The following is a 22,033-nucleotide window of genomic DNA, read 5'->3' on the forward strand; positions in this document are numbered from 1 at the left end:
GAGTGTAAGACAAATTCTGGTAAAGTCCTTTTTGTTAATAATCAGATAAAAATGAACCGATCATTGCCGCAAAGATGAAGAAGTAAAGAAGTACTACTAATATGACAAGGGCAAATTGGAATATTCCGGCACGATTCCATGTTGCCTGAACAGCTTTAAAAGTTTCCACATCGCTGTAGTTACCTTTTTGCCAAGCCCAAGTGTTGCCCTTGAATCCAACGACGAAGATCCAAAAAATATTAAAAATTGGAATCAAGCAGAGTAGTGGTAAATAGGTTTTGTTGCCAATTCCCCAGATAAAATTAAACATAAAGGCTCCCCAGTTCCAACCCTTGATTTCATTTGGTACAGTTCTTCCAGTTTCGTTCATAATTTTCCCCTTTTACAATAAATTGTGCAGTAAGTATATCGTAAAGAGAAATTTCTAACTACAAAAAATCAACGTTTTAGCAATAAAATTAATCCAAAGATAATCAAGACCATGTAAACGTACTTAGTAAAATGCTGGCTGTCGATTTTTGAATTGATCCAATTTCCTAGAGGTATCACGATTAACAATAAAGGGATGATCATTGCAAGTAACTTGATAACTTCAATATTCCACATACCAGAGGCCACTTGACTCAAAACGACCAAACTACCGACACAGACGAAATGCCCTTGTAGGATACCGCGTAACTTGTCGGCGTCCCATTTTTTGGCTGTACCGTAGACGACGATGGGAACACCGTGACTGTTAAATGAGGCACCCAAAATTCCCGAAACGATTCCAGCTAGATAGTCGTATTTGTCACTAATTTTCAAATTAGAAGTTTTTTGATGTTTTAAGGCATAGAGATTGTATACGCCATAAATTACGATAAAACTTCCTAATACTTTCATGATGATTTGTGGAGAACCGAGCTTGATAATCAAAATACCAACAGGAATCCCCAAAATTGAACCAATAACTAGTCGCTTAAGGGTTGCTAAATCGATGTGTTGGCGATATTTCAAAGCTACCGGAACTGCTACGATCAAACCTAAAGCTCCAATCAAGGCAGTTGAAGTTTGTAAGTCAAAGGCTATCAAAGCTAGTAACGGCATGGTAACTAGAGCTTCACCGAATCCAAAAACAGTCCGCATCAAAGCTCCAAATAAGGCAATTAAAACTACGATAAAGTAAGTCATTAAATTTATCCTTTCTTAATAGATGATGTCTATAATATTGTTATAGAAAAATTCTCTTTGATATAATGGCTCCAAGATAAGTAAAAATAGCAGAAGGGAGATAACAAGATGGATAATACTGATAAAGAAAGAACTGCACATTTGAAAGCACCATTAACAGATGCTGAAAAGCAAACCCAATCTATATCTCCAACTATCAAAGTTAAAGAAGAATTTAGATCTGATAAAAAATAGAATTCTCAAAAATAAGAGGGCCAAGTTAGACTTGGTCCTCTTTTGTGATATTCTCTACAGAATTGGTGATAAGAGTCGTGAAAATCTTTGTTTAAAGTGAAGCCACATACCTTGTTCCTTGATGATTTCTGGCGTCAAAAGAATTGAGTCATCCATATCTTTTTTGATGGAACGAGTAATTTGGTGTGCGACTTTGGCGTCGTAAATAAAGGCGTTAGCTTCGAAGTTCAATGAGTAACTTCTGAAGTCGTGGTTCATTGAACCTACAGAACATATTTTATCATCAAAGACAGATGTTTTGGCATGTAAGAAACCTTTTTGATAACTATAAATTTTAATTCCGTAAGTCGTTAGTAAATTAGCATAATATTGTGTTGCTCGATAGATAAATGGGTGGTCTGGCATACAAGGAATCATGATCCTGACGTCGACTCCAGATCTTGCGGCAATCGTTAGAGCAGTGAACATGGCATCGTCAGGGACTAAATAAGGCGATTGAATCCAGACACTCTTTTTAGCACTGACAATCATATCGATGAAACCATCTTTTAGGATTTCCTCACGGTTATCTGGTCCGTCAGAAATTATTTGGATAGGTAGGTTAGCATCGGTATTGAATTTGTCAGATGGGAAGTATTTTTCCAAAAATTCCAACGGTTCGGCGTTGCGGTCTAGAGAAGCATTCCAGTCACGAAAGAATCTTTCTTGTAACAACAACGTAGCGGCACCGAAGATTCTTGAATGGGTGTCACGCCAATAACCGAATTTCTCAGTAGTGTTGACGTATTGGTCACCAACATTGAATCCACCGATCCAACCGGTTGTACCATCGATAACAACGATTTTTCTGTGCAAGTGATAATTCAAACGGGTTTTAGCAATCACGTTTTTAGAAGTGATAAAAGGTAAAACCTCACCACCAGCAGCTTGAAATTTCTTGAAGTATTTAGGTTTAGTTCCACCAGAACCCCATGGATCATAGAGAATTCTGACTTCGAGACCTTCTTTAGCTTTTTGGGTTAATAAGTCTAAGAACTGGTCACCGATATTACTCTTGATAAAAGCGTAGTATTCCACGTGAACAGTTTCTTTGGCTTTTTTGATATCTTCAAACATGCTTTTGAATTTTTCTTGTCCATCGAAGAAGAGTTCAATCTCATTGTGACGCGTCAGTGGCGCTTCTTCGGTCTCATTGAAGAATCTTATTATATGGTCGGCATAACGCGTCTCATCGTAACGAGAGGCGTTTTGAGGACGTTTTTGAGCAGCTATGGCCATTTTCTTTAGTTGGCTTAAACTGTAATGTTCTTGTCGGCTAATATTAAAGATCTTTTCTTGAGCAATCCCACGACCCAAGAAAGCGTATATAAGGAATCCGACAATTGGTAATAACACGAGAACTAAAATCCAAGCCCAGGTAGTAACGATATTACGAGGCCTGTGGAAGACAGTAATCAGCGCTGAAATTGTATTGACTATTAAGATAATGAGAATTAGCCAAATGATCCAAATATCAATCATAAAATAAATTCCCCTCTATTATTCTTAATAGAAAGTTTACTTCAAAATGCTCATAAAATCTAATTTTTAGAGTTCTTAAGCAAAATAAAAAAAGCCCAGTAATAGGCTTTTTTGATAATAAGAATTCAAGCTATTTTTTCAAGAAAGCAAGTACTTTCTTATCATCTGGTTTCATTCTTCCTGCTAAAAAGGCAATTATGACTGCAACAACAGAGAATGTGAATTCCCATACCGACCATTTAAAAATCAGTGTTAAAACTAACATAATGATAACCGAAATCAACATTACTCCATCTCTGGGGCCTAATTTCAAATACGAATAGATCATCAGAAGTCACTCCTTCATTATTTGACATACATTGAATAAGCTCAACTAGGACGTTGTGTATGTAGAATTTTTAGTTAGCCATGCGTTATATCTCATAAAAAGGAGGCTAGGAATAATTCGAGCATGCATTAAATCCTAAGGTTAGTATAACACCGCTTTCATTTTGATTCTATCAAGTGAAAACAAAATGAGGAACCACAATTCTCTCGAATCATGATTCCTCATAAATGTTAATTTATTTTAATTACGGTTATCACCGAAGATAATAATTAAACGTAGTAGTTGTAGAGCAGTTGAAATAGCAGCGGCGACATAAGTTAAAGCAGCTGAGAAAAGAACTTTTTTAACCATAGGAACTTCGTCACTGTCGAGCATTTCACCTGAACTCAAAATTTTAATAGCACGACCAGAAGCATTGAATTCAACTGGCAAGGTAACTACTTGGAATAAAACAACTAAGGCGAATAACCAAATACCGATTGTGATCAAAGTGTGATTCATACCTAACAAGGCACCAACGATGATCAAAGGAATTGAAGCATTAGAACCAAGATTAACGGCGGGAACTAAGGCAGCTCTCACACGCATAGGCACGTAGCTAGTTTGATCTTGAATCGCATGTCCACATTCGTGCGCAGCAACCCCAATCGCGGCAACCGAAGTAGAATCATAAGTTGATTCAGAAAGGTTTAAAGTTTTATTGCCAGGATTGTAATTATCGGTCAAATTACCACTGACTTTGTTGATTTGAATATTTTGTAACCCAGCATTATCCAAAATGAACCTTGCGGCATCAGCACCACTGATTCCGTGATGACTGGTGAACTGATCATATTTTTTGAAATTATGATTGACGTACCATGATGCCCACAAGCTGATAACTAAACCAATAATTATCAACAAATAGCTGGGACCAAAACCGTAACCATATCCGTACATATATGTTAACTCCTCTTTAATGTATTATTTGTTACATTATATCCATTATTTGTGAAGTTTTCTTGAACAATACGATCTAATTGATTGATTTCAATAGTTTTAAGAGAAATTTGTTCTTTCAAAAATACTAACAGTCTTTGAGCAATTTCTGACTTTTCAGCGTCTGTGACATCTTTAAAAGTAACCATTAAGGCAGCTTTTTGATTGTCCAAATCTAAATCGCTTAGAGAAATCAAAGCACTGATTTTTTCAGTATGCTTTCTTTGTAACAACCAGTAGATTCCATCATTACGCATGATAGTTTTGGCGCTATCGGAAATATACTTAGTCGTTGGATCGATTTCTAAGCCGAGAAAGTGACTGACTTCTTTAAGATTGAAATGTGTTGGAAAATCCCAGAAGAAACTTTTCGTAATGAAAGGTCGATAGGATTTCATTTTTATATCTGACATTTATTTCCCTCTAATCAAAATTATTCGATGATCATACTCTTCTTGGCACTCTTGTGAAGTTTGTGCATGAATGGTTTTAATTTCTCTGTCGTTAGAAGACCTAACAAGTAGAAACCAATTCCGAATGCCAACAATATAATAATATCTTTTGTGGCGTTAGGCCAATAAATTCCACCGACGGCTTCACGAATCAGGTTGACCGCATAGGTAAATGGTAAGTATGGGTTGATAACTCTGAAGAATCCATCGGAAAGGACAACGGGGAAGTTACCACCGGCACCAGAGATTGATAGCACCAGAATGATAATACCTAATCCTTTACCAACTGTTCCAAACATTTGGACCAGCGAGTAAAGAATTGAAATGAAGACGAAACTTACTAACATACAGAATAATATTAGCCAGATCTTTTGTTTCGTGTAAGCATGCAAGATGAAAATATTACCAAGAGCAGCTGAGATGGCTTGTAGTTGATTTAAAAATCCGAAGGTCAAATAACGACCATTGAATCTTTGTTTGAAACTATAACGGTACTTCTGACGATCATTCAATTTGAAGTGAACTGTGAAGACACTGGATAGCAACAAGGCACCAACCCAAATACACAAGGCTAAGTAGAATGGCGCACTGGCAGAACCGTAGTTAGGTACATCGTAAAGGTTATCTTGTTTCAACTTAACTGGGTTAGCGAAGAAGTCAGATTCCTTTTCGGCGTCAGACTTCATTAACTTGATAATGGCACCCAAATCGACGTCTTTTTCGCCCTTCTTGAGTAGGGTAGCTGAATGATGAACGTCTTTCTTCAACTGTGGCCAATCGTTTTGAGCAAAGTCACTAGCAGTAGATAAGGCTTTTTCTAATTCGGGAGTCTTGGAGTTGACCAGATTCAAAGTAGTTGTTAATTCATTTTCAATTTGTGGCAATTGATATTGCACGAAGAAGGTAGCCGTAGCAAGTTTCTTCTTCAAAGTTGGATAGTCATTATTATAAAAATCATTGGCTAAATTAATACCAGTTACAATATTTCCCATGTTACCGTTTAACAATTGGTTGGCATCATGAATTTCATTACCAACAGCTGGCAATTGTTTTTGGTATTTTTGAAGATAAGCCAAAGCTGTTTTCAAAACGCCTTGAGTATTGTTCAAAAGTCCAGGGATAGCGGGGATGATATTGTTGTTGACATCACTAAGCGTCGAACCGGCATCCTTTAGGAAAGTACTGATATTGGTAATGGTATCAGAAACACTATCGGTAATATTGAGATCTTTGATTTCAGCGACACCACTAGCAATCTTGTCGGATTGTGATTGTAATTCAGAAAGCTTGTTTTGTAGTTGAGTTGTATCGAGATCTTGATAGTTGTTGACGATATCATTAGCTTTGTCAGCTAGGGTTTCGTTTAAGGCAGCCAAGTCATTTAGGTGTTTGATAGGTTTGTCAAAAATAGTAATTTGATCGTGGCCTAAGTCTTGAGCTAAGCGGTTGAATAAGTCTTGTAAGTCACTCAATGATGAAGCTATTTGACGACTAACTTGAGCTAATTGTGTAGCATCACTAGCAACGTTTTCCAAGACGGTCTTGAGTTGTTCTTTTAATTGTTCGTTAGTTGGATCGTTTTTGATCTTGTCAATCAAAGTATTGGCGTTTTCCAAGGAATTGCTGATTTGTTTAGCAATGTTGTAAACCATGGATAAACCAGTATCGACAGTTGATTTGATAACAGGTAAAGCTTTTTGAATCTTTGGAATTAATTCATTGTTAACTTTGTTAGTAGCATTTTGAGCATCTTCTCCGAGTTGTTGAATATCAGGGATGACGTTTTGAACTTTGTTAACAACTTGAATACCATTTTCGACTTGAGTGATACTAGTATCCATTAATTTAGAAATTTGACCAAAGTCACCATCAATCTCATTGATTTGAGAACCGGCACTTTGGATTTCAGGGATTTTAGTTTGCAAGTCTTTGGCAGCCGTACCACCAGCATCAGCTAAAGGCAAAATGTTGTTGATATTGGTTAGTTTTTGCGCATCCTGATTGAGCAGTGGCAAATAGCCATACATGTCGTTGACTTGTTGTAGCTTATTATTTAAATTTGGCACCATGGTATTGGCGTATTGAACTTTGTCCATGATATTTTGCAGTTCCGGCAAGTTATCGTCGGTTGTGACTAATAAGGAAGACAGACGCCGCAACATTGGTAAATTGTGTTGAATGTCGACTCCAGATTTATTCAGAACTTTCGTAATAGTTTTACTAATCGTCCCCATGAATTCACTGGAAATAGTCGTTTGTAAAGTCGTCGCCCCGGTTTCTGTCAATTTCGGGGCAATCGCATTGATTTTCTGGTTGACCGAGAAGACTAAAGTAGGCTTCTTAATGTGTCCTGACAAGAAACTGATGATGTCACGTGAGAACTTTTTAGGTACATAAATACCAGCGTAATAAGAACCATCTTTAACACCTTGGTCGAGTTCTTTCTTAGAGTCAACGAAAGTCCAACCTAATTTGTGGTTCTTTTTCAAGTTGTCGATCAATTGATCACCGATTTCAATCTTTTGCCCCTCAACTTTGACGGCTTGATCATCGGAATAAACAGCAACTTTTAGTCCACTGGTGTTGGAATATGGGTCCCATAACGCCCAAACATTAAACCAGCAATACAAACATGGCAAAATAATCATAGCCAACATTAGTAAAGTGGCGGGTTTTGAGTGCAAAGTCCTCTTTATATCTAGTCTAAATAGCTCCCAAGCTTTGATAGAAATCCCCTCCAAATCTCCTAAAAACTAAACGGCGCAATGTCATTATATAACGTTACGATAACGGATTATAGTAAATGAAACCGTTGACCGTATTTAAAATTTCAGAATCATCGTGAAGCATTGAATGTTCTGCATTAGTACCTTTAATTAAATATTCGTTATATTCTTTTACTCGAGGTTTGAGAATATATGAGATGGATTTAGCTGAGGTAACCGAAATATATTTATCACTATTTGAATGGTCACCAACGTTTCCAAAAATATTTAAAACTCGTAGGTCATCTGAAATATTGTTTTTATTCATAAATATTCTAAAATATGTAGGGCTCATAAAAGCAGGACGACCATTAGGACGAACTCGGTTGACGTTGGGAAGATCACCTAGTCCAAGAATTCCGTTGAAAGGTCCTGCGATGAGCACTAATTTTTTGAGTCGTGGCATATAAGGACGCATCTTTTCCCTTAGATTGACTAGAACTAAGGCGACCGCTCCAAGTGAGTGTCCGATGGCGTCATATGTAGTAAATTCGTGTTTTAAACGTAAGTCAAATAAGAGTTTCACTAACCAATATTCCATTTGGTTACTGCCAACCCATTTGTTTTGGAAGACGACTTGCACAATTGGATGTTCATCGTCAGTCCAAGTTCCCTCATATGTAACTTTGCCACGCCAGTTAATAATAGCTTTGAGAAACTGGTCTGATTTTTTACCGTTACATTTCAAAGCTGATTCAATCATTTTTTGTGTCGTATAGTCTCCACCACGAAATCCGTGAATGTAGAGTATCGGCCATTGTCCCTTTTTCATAAATTCACCCCAACAAGACATTATTATATAATTATTATTGAGAAATTTTAACCAAATGAGGTATGACAATTGCAAAAATATTATGCAGTAAGAAAAGGAAAAAAGCCAGGTATCTATTTAACGTGGCCTGAATGCAAGAAACAAGTCGATGGATTTGCCAACGCTAGATACAAAAGTTTCACGAGTCGAGCAGAAGCAGAAAAATTTTTAACAGGAACAGATTCCTACAATAGTAAGAAGAGTTCTCCTAAAAAAGTAACTAAAGCATCGAACATTGATGATTTTGACGTGGTGATCTACACCGATGGCGGATCACGAAATCACGGTAATGTTAAAGGTGGTCACGTAAAAACTGATGATAAAGCTGCTTGGGCTTATCATATCAGTAATAACGGCCAGACATATGAAGGAACCGCAGGTGAGTTAGGCGCAACTAATAACCGCATGGAGATAATGGCCCTAATTCAGAGTATTATTCGATTAAATGAGCTTAAAATCAACCAACAAAATGCGATATTTGTCTTAGATTCTCAATATGTTCTAAATGCTATTACTAAAAATTGGTTAAATGGTTGGAAAAAAAGAGGCTTCAAAAAGGCTGATGGCAGTGCATTAGCAAATGTTGAATTGTGGAAACAACTAGATAAATTATTGCCAACTGTTCCGAAAAAAACTTTTGAGTGGACTAAGGGACATGCGACTAACGTTGGAAACAACCGAGTTGATGAGTTGCTGAACGAAACTATGGATAAAATGTAAAAATAGCCTTGTTAGAATGTAGTTTTACAATCTAACAAGGCTATTTATTTTGGTTAATTGAAATAGAACTAAGCTTTTCTTAAAATACGTACACGGATAAACTTACCGATTTCAGTAACAATCAGAACGATAAATCCAGCGATAATTGGAATTCCCCAACCATACCAGAAGTTGATATTAGTTGTGTGGAAGATGTCTTGCATGAATGGTAGATAAATAATTCCCATTTGTAACAAGATCAATATTCCAATGATGTAAAAGGCCATCTTGTTTTGGAAGAAGTATTTGGAAATAACTGGATAATTATTTCTTAGATTAAAGAGATAGAAAATTTTACCGAAGATAATGATGTTAAGTGCCATCGTACTACCGACAACTTCAGGTAATCCTTGGCGAGTTAGCATATCAAAAGCCCAAATTCCTAGTCCAGAGATCAACGCCGAAACGTAAACGATTTCAAAGGTATCTAATTTCGTCAGCAGACCAGCTTTAACATTTCTAGGACCACGAGCCATGATTCCAGATTCTGGTGGTTCGAAAATAAAGGCAAATTGGATCGTCAAGGCAGAAACCATGTTGATCCAAAGCAATTGAGCAGGATAAAGTGGCAAGTCTTGACCGAGCAAGATGCTGATTACCACGATTAAACCTTCAGCAAAACTAGTAGGTAATAGGAAACGAATTGTCTTACGAATATTATCGAAGACGTGTCGACCTTCACGAACAGCCACTACGATATCAGCAAAATCATCATCGGCTAGAACCATATTGGCAGATTCTTTAGCAACTTCGGTACCTTTGATACCCATAGCCACACCGATGTCAGCTTGTTTCAAAGCTGGTGCATCGTTGACACCATCACCGGTCATTGAAACGACGTGTCCATTAGCTTGTTGAGCGCGGACGATTCTTAATTTGTTAGCTGGTGTAGTTCTAGCAAAAACGTTGTAATTATCGATTTTAGCAGTCAATTCATCATCAGACATAGCATCGATTTCAGGACCTGTAATAGCCCGGACAACTGAGTCCAAGTCTAATTTGTTAGCAATTGCCATCGCTGTATCAGGGTGGTCACCAGTAATCATTTTGACCTTGATACCAGCCATACGTAGTTCATGAATTGATTTTCGAGCTTCCTCACGAGGTGGGTCGATGATACCTACTAAACCAACTAAGTTTAAATCTCCAATTTTATCTTTGTCGATTTCTTCTAAGTTATCATCAACGATTTGATAAGCCAAAGCGACTACTCGCAAACCATCAGAAGCTAAATTCTTCATTTGGTCGTTCCAATAATCCTTATCGGTATCTGATTTAGAAAGGTTCATGATAGTTGAAGGAGAACCTTTGACCATCAAAACTCTATTTCCTTCAAAGTCTGCCAAACGAGCGGAGAATCTAAAGGCTGAGTCAAATGGTAGGGAGTCGATTTCGTCAACTTCAGGATCTTCACCAGTCATTTTACGATAAAGCGTCGTTAAGGCACCATCAGTTGGTTCACCGTTTAATTCCCAGCGATTATTTTCAAAATGCAATTGAGCATCGGTTGTTTGACCGGCAATGTGAACTAGTTTTCTCATGTGTTCATCTTTTTGCCAATCGTAAGTTTGACCACCGAGTTTTAAGTCACCAGCGAAATCGACACCACCGTCAGCGTCATAACCGACACCAGTAACATCGAAGACGTGATTTGGTGTAACAACTTTTTGAACAGTCATTTCGTTTTTAGTCAAAGTACCTGTTTTATCAGTATTAACGATATCAACGGCACCCAAAGTTTCAACTGCAGGTAAGGATTTAACGATAACGTTACGTTTAGTCATTTTACGAGTACCCATAGCTAAAACAACTGAGGTACTAGCAGGTAATCCTTCAGGCATTGAACCTACGACCATGGTAATTACAGAGATTAACAAAGTAGGTAGGGTATAAGTATCGATAAAGTAACCAATAATAAATAGGATTACCGCCGCAATCACGATAGCAACGGATAAGCCAAAACCTAATGAGTTCAAGTTTTGCATCAATGGAGTTGGTTTTTCTTTAACATTTTCCACTGAATCTTGGATTTGACCAATTTCAGTATCGCCGGCTGTAGCAACAACGATTCCGAGTCCAGAACCCTTAGTAACAGCAGTTGAAGCGTAAACCATGTTCTTTCTTTCGGCTAAAGGAAGTTTGTCATCAGGGATGGCTTCTTCGATTTTCTCGACGGGATTAGTTTCACCAGTCAAAACAGATTCTTGAACGCTCAAGTTATCAGCAGAAATCAAACGCATATCAGCAGGGACAGCATCTCCGGCTTCTAGGTTAACTAAGTCACCAACAACTAAGTCACGAGCATCGATTTCTAGTTTTTCATCATCACGGAAGATGAAGTTTTTAGAAACTAATAGTTCACGAATCTTTTCTAGAGCGTTACCAGCCTGTCTTTCCTGGACATATCCAATAATGGCATTAGCGATAATTACTAATCCAATAACGATTGAATCAGAATAACGATGCATTAAGAAAGTCATAATAGCAGCTGCAGCTAAAATATAGATGATACTGTTGTTGAACTGCTTAATGAATTGGATGAATTTGGAAGTTTTCTTGGTTTCTAGCTCGTTTTTACCATCACGATCTAGGCGCCGCTTGACTTCGGCACTAGTTAAACCTTTCTCCAAATCCGTTTGGTATTTTGAAGCCAGTTGTTCACTGGTTAATTGCCAAGTTTTTGTAGAGCTTTGTATCGGGACATGATCCGAATCGGAATTTTCGGATGAAGTAGAATCAAAGACAGTTTCGTCTTTCATGTAGTCATTCCTCCTAGTTATTTAGATATTGATCTATCTCTCATTTTAATAAGATGATATTAACTTGATTATATATGGTAGAGGCTAAAAAAAACAACACCTTCACTAATTATTGTGAGAGTGTTGTGTCGTTTTAGACTAATTGAACAAACCACTAAAGAAGGAAACGATGCTATCCCAGATTCTTTGTAGGAAATTACGATTTTCTTCAGTATTGAGATTGTTGAAAATATTTTTTGCTTTGCTCATGATGTCGCTACTTAATTTAGAAGCTTGCTCTTTAAAGTTAGAATTTTTCAAAGCACCAGAGTTTCTAATTTGAACCATCAAGTTGATGATTTGTTGTTTTTGATTGTCATTGATGATGTTTTGAAGATTATTCTTTTGCAAGTTGTTATTTACGATCGTAGTAATTTGGTTGACCGTGATGTTGTCGCCTTTTTGAGCCATATCGGATTTGATTCCAGCAACAGCATTGTTTAATTGTTTATCGGAATATCCGTCGGTTCCTTTGTTAGCATCAGTAATACCACTTAGAACGTTCATTTCTTTTTGAGCGGCATTAACTTGGCTTTGATTTAAGTTATCACCACTGTTGGCATAAGCGGCATAAATACCAGCTAGGGCACCAGAACCATCGATTGGAGTAGCTGAAGTTACGTAGATGTTGGCATCACTGATACCGGCAGTAACTGCGGCGTTACGATATTGGTCGGCGGTAATAGTAGTAATGTTGTTTTTACCATTGTAGTCGACAATTTTGACGTTGATACCAGAGCCAGATGAAGTTTTTTGAATCAAGGCTGAAGACCAAACGCCTGAACTACTAGTAAAAGTACTACCACTTGGATTTAAGTATTTAACTAAAGTATCGCCATTGACAGTGATTGTTTTGTAATTACTGTCGCTGATCTGTGAAGATAAAGCGTTGATAGTACCTTGACGTTGGTCGCTCGTTAAAGATGTTCCCAAAGTCATTACCGGTTGATCACTCAAACTATCAGCCTTAACACTCTGGGCAGTGAAGATTCCCAAAGTAATTACAGATACTAAACTCAATAAAATAATGTTTAACTTTTTCACAGTAAAAGTCCTCCTTAATCCCAATTAAACCAGATATATGTGAAAAATTCGAGAAGATGACTAAATTTTTTAAAAACTTGTATTTTGAAATGGTTTTTTAAAATAAATTGTGCTATTCTGTAGGTTCTAGGATTACGCTTAAATAAATGTATAAGGATTAGGTGAAACACAATGAAAATTGTCGTTCTTTCAGGCGGAAGAAGTACAGAAAGAAATGTTTCTTTATCTTCCGGAGTTAAAATCACCAACGCACTACGTAGCAAAGGTTATGAAGTCGCATACGTTGATTCATTTTTAGGTAAGGATATTGAAGAAGATAAGATTGATGATCTTTTCACGACTGAACCAGAAAGTGAAAGTAAATTGATCATTGATGATGAAGTCTTAACTGATGAAAAGATCAATGCACTTCGTACCGATGGAACTCGCGGTCTTCTAGGTAGAAATGTCTTGAAGATTTGTCAACACGCCGATATTGTCTACATGGGACTTCACGGTGAAGATGGAGAAAATGGTAAAATGCAAGCTGTTTTCGATGTTTTTGATATTAGATACACTGGAAGTGGTACTTTAGCTTCTGGTCTAGCTATGGATAAGAAATATTCTAAAGAAATTTTTGTTCAAGATAATATTCCCACAGCCAAGTATGTAACTACTAAGACTGCTAAGATTTTGTCAGAAGATATTCCATTTAACTATCCAATGGTCGTTAAACCTTCCAATGGTGGTTCAAGTGTCGGTACACACATCGTTAAAAATGCGACTGAATTAAGAGAATCAGTTGCTGATGCTTTGAGATTCGATACCGAAGTCTTGATTGAAGAATACATTCAAGGTCGTGAATTCTCAGTTGCTATCGTTGATGGTTTAGTTCTACCAGCTGTTGAAATCACAGTTGATACAGGTTGGTATGATTTCCAACACAAATTCCAAGAAAACAATGTGACACACTTCATCACACCACCAAATAACTTGGATGATGAAACACACAGTAAGATGCAAGCTTTGACTAAGAAGACTTTCGAAGCTCTAGGGATGAGCAACTATGGCCGTGTTGACTTCTTATTACGTGATGGTCAATTGTATGTCATGGAAGCTAACACTTTGCCAGGTATGACACCATTGTCATTGATGCCAAGAGAAGCAGAAGCAGCGGGAATTTCATACGCTGATCTTTGCGAAAGAATCATTAAGAGCAAGATGCACTATTACGAAAATAAAAAATAGTTTTTCAAAGGCCATTTTCTTCTAAGAAAGTGGCCTTTTTTCTAATCAAAACGGTTTTTAAGAATGGTTATAATGAAAGTGTAAACATTATTAAAATATTGACTGTGAGGAATGTTTTTTATGACAAGAAAAATTGGAATCATTGGAATGGGTAACGTCGGAGCAGCCTGTGCTCACTATATCGTTGCTAGTGGTTTTGTGGATGATTTAGTTTTGATCGACAAAAACGAAAAGAAGGTCAAAGCTGACGCCTTGGATTTTGAAGATGCGATGGCAAATCTTCCTTACCACACTAATATTTTTGTAAATGACTATTCACAATTAGACGATGCAGATGTAATTATTTCAGCTGTAGGTCACATTAAGTTGATTGGTGGCGATCATCCTAACCGTTTCGGTGAATTGAAACCAACTGGTGACGATGTCAAAGAAGTCGCTGCTAAAATCAAACAAACTAAATTTCACGGCATTATGGTCGTAATTAGTAACCCTAACGATGTTATGACCTCGTTGTATCAACAAGTGCTGGGCTTCCCTAAGGAACGCGTTATCGGAACTGGTACTTTGCTAGATTCAGCTCGTATGAAGCGTGCCGTCGGTAAAGCTTTCAAAGTCGACCCAAGATCGGTTTCTGGCTATAACTTAGGCGAACACGGTAATTCTCAATTTACCGCTTGGTCAACTGTTAAAGTAATGGATCAACCAATTTTGAAGCTTGCTAAAGAAGATGGTCTTGACTTAGATAAGATCAATGAAGATGTTCGTATGGGTGGCTTTACGGTCTTTGATGGTAAAGGCTACACTAATTACGGTATTTCAACGGCTGCTGTCAGATTGTCTTTGGCCATCTTGAATGATGCTCGAATTGAATTGCCAGTATCTAACTTCCGTGAAGAATACGGAGTTTACTTATCATATCCAGCAATTGTAGGACGTGAAGGTATTTTGAAACAATTACAATTAGATTTACCACAAGAAGAATTAGATAAGTTGCAATATTCAGCTGATTACATCAAGAAAAATCTTAAATAAGTTTCTTAATTTAGTCATTCTCGAAAGAGAGTGGCTTTTTTTATGCCAAAATTTAATTATTTTATATTATTAACTTTATTTTAATGAAATTAGAGTATAATGGCAGTCACAAACAGAAATTCTTTAATAGATTGAGAGGCTGATTTTATGACTAGAAAAGTAGCAATCATCGGAACAGGTAATGTAGGAGCCGCCTGTGCGCATTATATCGTTGCTAGTGGTTTCGTCGATGATTTAGTTTTGATTGATAAAAATGAAAAGAAAGTAAAATCCGATGCGTTGGATTTTGAAGATGCGATGGCTAATTTGCCGTTCCATACTAATATTTTCGTGAATGACTACTCTCAATTAGATGATACAGATGTAATCATCTCGGCTGTAGGCAATATTAAATTGCAAGACCGAGTGGAGCCAGATCGTTTTGCTGAATTGGAATTCACTAGTAATGCTGTAACCGACGTGGCTAAAAAAATCCATCAAACAAAGTTCCATGGCTGCATTGTTGTTATTAGTAATCCTAATGATGTTATGGTTTCAATTTATCAAAAGATTACTGGTTTACCTAAGAATCAAGTTATGGGAACTGGCACTTTGTTGGACTCAGCTCGAATGAAACGTGCAGTTGGAGCAGCTTTAGACGTTGATCCTAGATCGGTTGAAGGCTACAACTTAGGTGAACACGGTAATTCACAATTTACAGCTTGGTCCACCGTTAAAGTAATGGATCGTTCTATTAAAGATTGGGCTCAAGAAGATGGTCTTGATCTTGATAAGTTGAATGAAGATATCAGAATGGGCGGTTTCACAGTCTTTAGTGGGAAGAAATATACTAATTATGGTATTTCGACTGCAGCTGTGGAATTGACCTTGGCTGTTTTGAATGATGCTCATATCGAATTGCCAGTTTCCAATTATCGTGAAGAATATGGAACTTACTTGTCATATCCAGCTATTATTGGAAGAAAAGGTGTTATCAAACAAGTTCAGTTGGACTTGCCACAGGAAGAATTGGATAAATTGCAATATTCAGCTGATTTCATTAAAAGCAAATTAGCTGAACGAGTTTCTGAATAATTGTGAAAAAATAGTTAATATAATAGAATATTTTGAATCGAATAACGCAGCCATAACGCTACGTTATTTTTTTGTATTCCTATCATTACAGTTAGTTCAGTCGTTATTGATTACATTATGAAAGAATGCATATACATATGAAAAATTGGTCAGACCAGTTTTACCAGTGGTATCTTATGAAAGTGGTACCAAAAAAAGTACCACTTTATTTTTTCACCACAAAAACCATTGATACCGCTGATTTTCCAAGATAAACCACCTTTTGATTGGTCTATCCCAGTTATTGTTTTATAAATTGTAACCGTATACAATGGTCTTGTGGTTGATACCAGAAAGGATTGGATTCGTATGAAAATTACTCTTCAAGAACAGTTAATCAACTTGCTGACTAATTACATTCAGACTTTACCAGCCAATGCTAAATTGCCCTCCGAAAGGGAATTAGCTGAAAAATATGAATTATCTAGGACAACAGTCAGAGCCGCTCTGATGGAGTTGGAAGTTACTGGGATGATTCGTCGGGTTCATGGTAAAGGCACTTTTGTTAATAGAGTTGATCTGAATAGTGATTTGAATAGTAGTTATAGTTTCAATAAGCAGATGATTTCACTGGGGAAAAAACCACAAACCAAAATTCTTAGTTTTGAGAGGAAGGAGGCTAATGCATACTTCGCTAAGAATTTGGAAACTGAAGTGGGCAGTCAAATCATTAAGTTAAAGCGACTTCGATTTGCCGACGGGATTCCGGTGATGTTGGAAAGAACTTACTTACCGGCTGAACACTTCAGTTTATTGACTGAATCGATGTTATCCAATCGCTCATTGTATTCAGTTTTCGCAGAAGAATTTAATGAACAGGTGTACTACGCTGATGAATATTTTCTAGCCGGCATTACTAGTGCAAATGATAGTAAATATTTGAAAATCAAAGAAGGTACGCCGTGCTTGAATCTCAGACGACAAACGTATAATCCGCACAATCAAATTATTGAGTTTACTTTGAGTGTTGCACGAAGTGATCAATTTGCATATCACATCAGACACGATATCAGTAACAAATCCTAAGGAAGAGTAGTTAATATTTGGAGGTATAAAGATATGGGTATTATTGCAGTAAGAATCGATGAAAGATTAATTCACGGACAAGTTGCTAATTTATGGACAACTAAATTACAAGCTTCAAGAATCATGGTAGTTGATAACGATATTATAAAGAATGACATTCAAAAGACTGCCCTTAAATTAGCTAAACCAGCCGGGGTTAACCTCAGTATTTTAGGAACAAAGAAATCTTCAGCAAATATCTTAGCCGGCAAGTATGAATCACAAAGAGTGTTCCTTGTTGTTAAGAAACCAGAAACATTAGTACAAATGATTGAAGAAGGGGTTAAGTTCGACACTATCAATGTTGGTAACATGTCTCAAAAAGACAATACACAACACTTAACACAATCAATCAATGTAACAGACGAAGATTACGATGCATTCCACAAGATTTTAGATGCAGGGGTTAAGATTACTGCACAAATGGTTCCAAATGACGATGCCAAAGACTTCGCAGGTATCTTAAAAGATTACAAAAAATAGTCATTAATTGGGGGAAAAAACAATGGAATTTTCAATTGTTCAAATATTGCTTCTAACGGCATATTCTATGTACAACATTTATGATGAATTGCAAATGAACTCATCATTGAGTCAACCCGTTTGGGCCGGAATGATTTCTGGTTTGATCATGGGTGATATGAAGACCGGACTAGTTATTGGTGCCGCTCTTCAATTGACAGTTCTTGGTGTTGGTACTTTCGGTGGTGCTTCAAAGATCGATGCTAACTCAGGTACTGTTTTAGCTACAGCCTTTTCAATCGGTACTGGTATGAAAGCTGCTACAGCTATCGCTGCTATTGGTGTTCCAGTTGCCGCATTGTTAACATCATTTGATATCCTAGCAAGATTTGCTAATACTTATTTCCAACACAAAGTTGATAAAGATATTGAAAACTTCAACTACAAGGGTATTGAAAGACATTCAATCATGGGTGTACTTCCATGGACATTATCACGTGGTATTCCTGTATTCCTAGCTTTGGCTCTAGGTCAAGGTGTTGTTAAGACAATGGTTACATATCTAAACGGAGATCTACAATGGTTGAACACAGGTCTACAAACAGCCGGTGCTACACTTCCAGCCGTTGGTTTTGCTATTTTGCTTCACTACTTACCAGTTAAGAAACACATTGCATACTTGATTCTTGGTTTTACAATTACTGCCCTACTATCAACAGTATTTACAAGTATCCAAACACTTGGTACAGGTCTTGGTGCTGCAAGTAAAGCCTTTACAACAACATTCAATTCTCTACCAATGTTAGCTATTGCTTTAATCGGTGGTGCTTTTGCCATTCTCGAATACAAGAAATCAATGGCTAAATTAAATTCTGCTCCAGCCACAAGTTCAAACAATAGTTCTGACGATGAGGACGAAGAAGACGAAATCGAAGACGCTAATGGGGAGGTTTCCGGTGATGAAGAAGAATAACGGATATGAATTAACTAAAGCAGATTTTAAACAAATCAATAAGCGTAGTTTGTTCGGTTTCCAAATGGGATGGAACTACGAAATAATGCAAGGTTCAGGTTATTTATACACAATCTTGCCACAACTAAGAAAAATTTATGGTGATGGTACTCCAGAGCTAAAAGAAGCTATGAAGACTCACAACCAATTCTTTAATACAAGTAACTTCTTTAATACAAGTAACTTCTTTAATACAAGTAACTTCTTTAACACAATTATTACTGGTATCGACTTGGCCGTTGAAGGTAAAGAAGGTGTTGATTCACTAGACACTGTTGCCGGTATTAAGACAGGTCTTATGGGACCATTCGCTGCTATCGGTGATTCACTTTTCGCCGCTTTAGTTCCAACTATCATGGGTGCTATTGCTGCTACAATGGCTGCTCAAGGTAACCCAATCGGTTTATTCCTATGGTTAGCAGTAAATATTGCTATCATGGTCTTCCGTTGGAAACAACTTCACTTTGCTTACAAGACAGGTACAAAACTTGTTTCTGAAATGCAAGGTCAACTAAATGCTTTAACAGATGCTGCTACATTGCTAGGTGTCTTCATTGTTGGTGCTTTGATTGCAAGTATGATCAACATTCAAGTTCCACTAGTTGCCCACTTGGGTAAAGTTTCATTGAGTGTTCAAAGCAACATCGATATGATTCTTCCACGTCTTGTTCCAGCTGCAGTCGTAGGTCTTGTTTACTGGTTACTAGGTAAGAAGGGTATGACTTCTACAAAGGTTATCTTTATCGTTATTATCTTCGCAGTTGCACTTTCAGCAATCGGCGTACTTGGTAAAATCTAGGAGGATTTAAATTATGGCATTAATCTTGATGAGTCATGGAAACATGGCAATTGAAACTTTAAAATCAGCAGAATTAATTATCGGTGAACTACCTGAAACAGTTGCTTTGGGACTTCAAAAATCTGACGGTCCTGAAACTCTAAAGGCTAAGGTAGAAACTGAAATCAAAAAGTATTATGGCAAGGAACCAGTCTTCTTGATCGTTGATTTATTGGGTGGAACTCCTGGTAACGTCGCTGTCAATTTGACACAAGATTACCCTGAAATGCACGTTATTTCTGGCTTGAACCTACCAATGGTTATTAACTATGCTAATCAAAAGTTTATCGGACAAGACATTAAAGTTAGCGACATTATGAAGGAAGGCAAAGACGGAATCGTTGATGTTAACGCCTTTATCAATGCAGAATCTGACGAGGATGATGAGGATGAATAATCCTTACCGTTATACATTAAGACTCGCCGTTGACAAAAATGTTTATACTGCTGAAAAGAAACAGAGATTAATTGATTTTGTCAAAAAAGCTCATATTTCAGATGTTGCCTTTTTCCTAAATCAAGAAGAATTGTCAGATACTCATATTACTTTAGATAAAGCCAAAGAATTAATTAAAGATGTTGATGAAATAAGTCAACCGCTCAAAGAATTAGGCGTAACAATCAGTTTGAATCCATGGACTACGATGAATCATTCTGATCGAGGAATTGCAATTAAGCATGAGCTTGATATTAAGCCAATGGTCAATTATCAAGGCGTTACTAGTTTATCTATGGCTTGTCCTGGATACAGTGGTTGGGCTGATTATATCAGTGATATCTATGCCATCTGGGCAAGTATTCACCCACATGAACTATGGCTGGAAGATGACTTCAGACATTATAAGAACGCACCCTTCAAATTAGGTTGTTTCTGCGATGATCATATGAAGCAGTACAACGACATCTTACAAACCGACCTGTCTCGTGAGGAATTCGTCCACAAAATGTTCACTGGTGGCGAGAATATTTATCGTAATGCTTACTTACAAGTTGCTCGAAAAGAAATTTTCCATGTAGCTCATATGATTGAACAAAAAGTTCATGCCGTTTCACCAACCACGACGTTAGGACTAATGAGTTCTTGGCCAGAAGTGCACGCTCTTGAGGGACGTGACTGGCAAAAACTTTTGGACTTAATGAGTGGCGAAGATACTCCAGCTGTTTCCAGACCACATTTGCCTGCTTACAACGAGGTAAGTCCGCAGCAATATGCTAGAGATTTTGAAAAATATACAGTTGCAACGAGAACGGAAGTTGGCGACAAACATAAGATTTATCCAGAAATGGAAAGTTTCTTATATTCACCTTATGCTAAGTCAAATAAATTTACTCAATTTCAATTAGATACAACGAGTTTAGTTCATGCTGACGGCGTTTTGCTAAATATGTTCAGTATGATGGGGGACGGGATCAATCCGACTTACCGTTATGACGCTTTACTAGATGATGACAAAGAATTTTTAGATTTCTTATACAATCATGGCGTCGATATTGAACAACGTGGCGGCGTTATCGTACCGATGAACCAAGACGTTGCACAAACAAAAATTGACGAAGAGGGTACTCTTGAAGGTTTAGTAGCATCACAAACACAATGGTTAGAGCTACTTTCCACAATGGGAATTGCAACGAAACCATTAAATTATATTGATCAGGAAATCAAAAATAAATGTGTTGCTGTTACAGGTAACTTCTTGAATACCTTGAGTGATGAACAAATTACTCAATTGTTAACACGTAACTTTGTCCTTTTGGATGGGGATGCAGTCGTTATATTAAACAATCGTCATTTATTGAACTTGATCAATGCAACTAGTATCGAAGTGCTTAAGAATCGTTCGGGACAACAGTCTTTTGAACAATTTGATGGTACGACAATTTCAGGAATCAGTGATCCAAGAATTACTATGTTGACTCACACTGGCGATTACGTAAGAATCCAATACCAATCTCAAGTTAAAGTACATTCACATGCTTACGATCGCTTTGAGAACAATTTAGGTCCAGTAACTGTCAGCGATGACAAATTTTATATCCTCCCAATGACCGACTCTCCAAAATACGGTTGGCAAGCGCAATATACCGATATTCGTGAGGGCGATATAAAGCATTTCTTTGAAGAACAGTTAAGCGTTCCACACTTAGTCAACATGTACAATTGCAAGATGGTTATCGATGAGGCACAGACTCAAATGATTGTCAGCAATTGGTCAATCGATAATGTTGATGGAATTAATTTCTTCTTGAAAGACCGCAGTGTCAAGCAAGTTTCTATTACATATCGTGATGAAAACAATCAAATGCAAAATGAAGTTTTAGATGTCACTTTGGATAAAAAGGGAATCTATCACGTCGACTTCACTGTTAAAGAATTAGCAGTTGTTCACATTCAATTCTTAGACTAAATAAATAGAGAAGGGATTT

Annotated in this window: 21 protein-coding genes; 11 read left to right on the forward strand and 10 right to left on the reverse strand. The window is 37.2% G+C overall.

What is annotated here, in order from left to right; genetic code table 11:
• Positions 1 to 34 precede the first annotated feature (34 nt).
• Entirely contained in the window at positions 35 to 370 is a 336-nt protein-coding gene (locus tag FFM65_RS00370; protein ID WP_119317131.1) for a ribonuclease G, read from the reverse strand.
• A 68-nt stretch (positions 371 to 438) separates the two neighbouring features.
• Positions 439 to 1,170: a sulfite exporter TauE/SafE family protein gene (locus FFM65_RS00375; protein ID WP_119317132.1), complete on the reverse strand. Its 732-nt coding sequence runs from the start codon at positions 1,168 to 1,170 to the stop codon at positions 439 to 441.
• Positions 1,171 to 1,278: 108 nt separating this feature from the next.
• Between FFM65_RS00375 and FFM65_RS12250 the strand changes: the two genes are divergently transcribed.
• A complete protein-coding gene (locus FFM65_RS12250) occupies positions 1,279 to 1,404 on the forward strand; it encodes a hypothetical protein (RefSeq protein WP_255311461.1) in 126 nt (41 codons plus the stop codon).
• Between the two features lie 54 nt (positions 1,405 to 1,458).
• Here FFM65_RS12250 and cls read toward each other — a convergent pair whose 3' ends face one another.
• The 6 genes from cls to FFM65_RS00410 form a co-directional block, all read right to left on the reverse strand.
• A complete protein-coding gene (gene cls / locus FFM65_RS00385) occupies positions 1,459 to 2,925 on the reverse strand; it encodes a cardiolipin synthase (RefSeq protein ID WP_119317134.1) in 1,467 nt (488 codons plus the stop codon).
• A 130-nt stretch (positions 2,926 to 3,055) separates the two neighbouring features.
• A complete protein-coding gene (locus tag FFM65_RS00390; protein ID WP_119317135.1) occupies positions 3,056 to 3,256 on the reverse strand; it encodes a hypothetical protein in 201 nt (66 codons plus the stop codon).
• A gap of 237 nt (positions 3,257 to 3,493) precedes the next feature.
• Positions 3,494 to 4,192: a zinc metallopeptidase gene (locus FFM65_RS00395; protein ID WP_059074967.1), complete on the reverse strand. Its 699-nt coding sequence runs from the start codon at positions 4,190 to 4,192 to the stop codon at positions 3,494 to 3,496.
• 5 nt (positions 4,193 to 4,197) lie between these two features.
• A complete protein-coding gene (locus tag FFM65_RS00400) occupies positions 4,198 to 4,644 on the reverse strand; it encodes a hypothetical protein (RefSeq protein ID WP_119317136.1) in 447 nt (148 codons plus the stop codon).
• A gap of 20 nt (positions 4,645 to 4,664) precedes the next feature.
• Positions 4,665 to 7,424, reverse strand: coding sequence for a YhgE/Pip domain-containing protein (locus FFM65_RS00405; protein ID WP_307722439.1), 2,760 nt, complete (start codon positions 7,422 to 7,424; stop codon positions 4,665 to 4,667).
• 40 nt (positions 7,425 to 7,464) lie between these two features.
• Positions 7,465 to 8,220, reverse strand: a complete 756-nt coding sequence (locus FFM65_RS00410) for an alpha/beta hydrolase (protein WP_119317138.1) — start codon at positions 8,218 to 8,220, stop codon at positions 7,465 to 7,467.
• A gap of 69 nt (positions 8,221 to 8,289) precedes the next feature.
• Between FFM65_RS00410 and FFM65_RS00415 the strand changes: the two genes are divergently transcribed.
• A complete protein-coding gene (locus tag FFM65_RS00415; protein WP_119317139.1) occupies positions 8,290 to 8,979 on the forward strand; it encodes a ribonuclease H family protein in 690 nt (229 codons plus the stop codon).
• A 68-nt stretch (positions 8,980 to 9,047) separates the two neighbouring features.
• Here the strand turns inward: FFM65_RS00415 and FFM65_RS00420 are convergent, their stop codons facing one another.
• Both FFM65_RS00420 and FFM65_RS00425 read right to left on the reverse strand, forming a co-directional pair.
• Positions 9,048 to 11,777: an HAD-IC family P-type ATPase gene (locus FFM65_RS00420; RefSeq protein ID WP_119317140.1), complete on the reverse strand. Its 2,730-nt coding sequence runs from the start codon at positions 11,775 to 11,777 to the stop codon at positions 9,048 to 9,050.
• A 138-nt stretch (positions 11,778 to 11,915) separates the two neighbouring features.
• On the reverse strand, positions 11,916 to 12,860 hold the full coding sequence (locus FFM65_RS00425) for a DUF1002 domain-containing protein (RefSeq protein ID WP_119317141.1): 945 nt from the start codon (positions 12,858 to 12,860) through the stop codon (positions 11,916 to 11,918).
• 171 nt (positions 12,861 to 13,031) lie between these two features.
• Between FFM65_RS00425 and FFM65_RS00430 the strand changes: the two genes are divergently transcribed.
• The 9 genes from FFM65_RS00430 to FFM65_RS00470 all read left to right on the forward strand — a co-directional run bounded on the left by FFM65_RS00430 (position 13,032) and on the right by FFM65_RS00470 (position 22,014).
• The gene (locus FFM65_RS00430; protein ID WP_119317142.1) at positions 13,032 to 14,087 is read left to right on the forward strand and encodes a D-alanine--D-alanine ligase family protein; all 1,056 of its coding nucleotides are present in this window, start codon (positions 13,032 to 13,034) and stop codon (positions 14,085 to 14,087) included.
• Positions 14,088 to 14,207: 120 nt separating this feature from the next.
• The gene (locus FFM65_RS00435; RefSeq protein ID WP_119317143.1) at positions 14,208 to 15,119 is read left to right on the forward strand and encodes an L-lactate dehydrogenase; all 912 of its coding nucleotides are present in this window, start codon (positions 14,208 to 14,210) and stop codon (positions 15,117 to 15,119) included.
• Positions 15,120 to 15,266: 147 nt separating this feature from the next.
• Complete coding sequence (locus tag FFM65_RS00440; protein WP_119317144.1) at positions 15,267 to 16,193, forward strand: L-lactate dehydrogenase; 927 nt, start codon at positions 15,267 to 15,269, stop codon at positions 16,191 to 16,193.
• A 348-nt stretch (positions 16,194 to 16,541) separates the two neighbouring features.
• Positions 16,542 to 17,258, forward strand: a complete 717-nt coding sequence (locus tag FFM65_RS00445) for a GntR family transcriptional regulator (RefSeq protein ID WP_119317145.1) — start codon at positions 16,542 to 16,544, stop codon at positions 17,256 to 17,258.
• Between the two features lie 33 nt (positions 17,259 to 17,291).
• On the forward strand, positions 17,292 to 17,780 hold the full coding sequence (locus FFM65_RS00450; protein ID WP_059075041.1) for a PTS sugar transporter subunit IIB: 489 nt from the start codon (positions 17,292 to 17,294) through the stop codon (positions 17,778 to 17,780).
• 22 nt (positions 17,781 to 17,802) lie between these two features.
• A complete protein-coding gene (locus tag FFM65_RS00455) occupies positions 17,803 to 18,732 on the forward strand; it encodes a PTS mannose/fructose/sorbose/N-acetylgalactosamine transporter subunit IIC (protein ID WP_119317146.1) in 930 nt (309 codons plus the stop codon).
• Positions 18,719 to 19,570, forward strand: coding sequence for a PTS system mannose/fructose/sorbose family transporter subunit IID (locus FFM65_RS00460; RefSeq protein WP_119317147.1), 852 nt, complete (start codon positions 18,719 to 18,721; stop codon positions 19,568 to 19,570). The genes FFM65_RS00455 and FFM65_RS00460 overlap by 14 nt, the downstream gene beginning before the upstream one ends.
• A gap of 13 nt (positions 19,571 to 19,583) precedes the next feature.
• Positions 19,584 to 20,006 carry a PTS sugar transporter subunit IIA gene (locus FFM65_RS00465; RefSeq protein ID WP_119317148.1) on the forward strand — a complete coding sequence of 141 codons (423 nt, stop codon included), beginning with the start codon at positions 19,584 to 19,586 and terminating at the stop codon, positions 20,004 to 20,006.
• On the forward strand, positions 19,999 to 22,014 hold the full coding sequence (locus FFM65_RS00470; protein WP_119317149.1) for a hypothetical protein: 2,016 nt from the start codon (positions 19,999 to 20,001) through the stop codon (positions 22,012 to 22,014). Before FFM65_RS00465 ends, FFM65_RS00470 begins: the two co-directional genes overlap by 8 nt.
• The last annotated feature ends 19 nt before the right edge of the window (positions 22,015 to 22,033 follow it).

Origin of the sequence: Companilactobacillus formosensis, assembly GCF_005405305.1 — a bacterium.
GTDB lineage: Bacteria > Bacillota > Bacilli > Lactobacillales > Lactobacillaceae > Companilactobacillus > Companilactobacillus formosensis.